Source organism: Bacillus sp. SIMBA_008 (assembly GCF_046535495.1).
Classification (GTDB): Bacteria; Bacillota; Bacilli; order Bacillales; family Bacillaceae; genus Bacillus; species Bacillus subtilis.
Genome location: NZ_JAWRWL010000181.1, coordinates 1 through 328, shown reverse-complemented (window position 1 = coordinate 328; position 328 = coordinate 1). Strand labels below are relative to the sequence as shown.

Sequence of the window (328 nt, the reverse complement as noted above, 5' to 3'; positions counted from 1 at the left end):
GCCCGTCATTATCGCAGAGCGGTGGAAAACGGCGACATCAGGGTGGTGGACTATCCCGAAATGGTGAGCTGGGACCGTTTTCGCGCAAGTCAGGAAGGACTTGCCTTCTGGCCGGTTCCTTTTCTGGGCGGCAATGACAGTGTTAAATACAACCCCTCGATCAAACTTTTCGCGTGCCCGATCACCGGGCGTCCCAGGCATGCGGGTCCGGCCGCAGATGTCGATGTCGTCGTCATTCACGCCCTTGCAGCGGACGAACGGGGTAACGTGGTCTTTCCGGCCCGCCGTCTTCTGCCCCAGAGCAACGATGTTCTGATGGGGCGTTCAG

The 328-nt window shown here is 59.5% G+C and carries 1 protein-coding gene; it reads left to right on the top strand.

Going from position 1 to position 328, the window contains the following annotated elements:
- Positions 1–328, top strand: a 328-nt coding sequence (locus SB658_RS22725) for a hypothetical protein (protein WP_410602495.1), incomplete at both ends; no start/stop codon positions are given.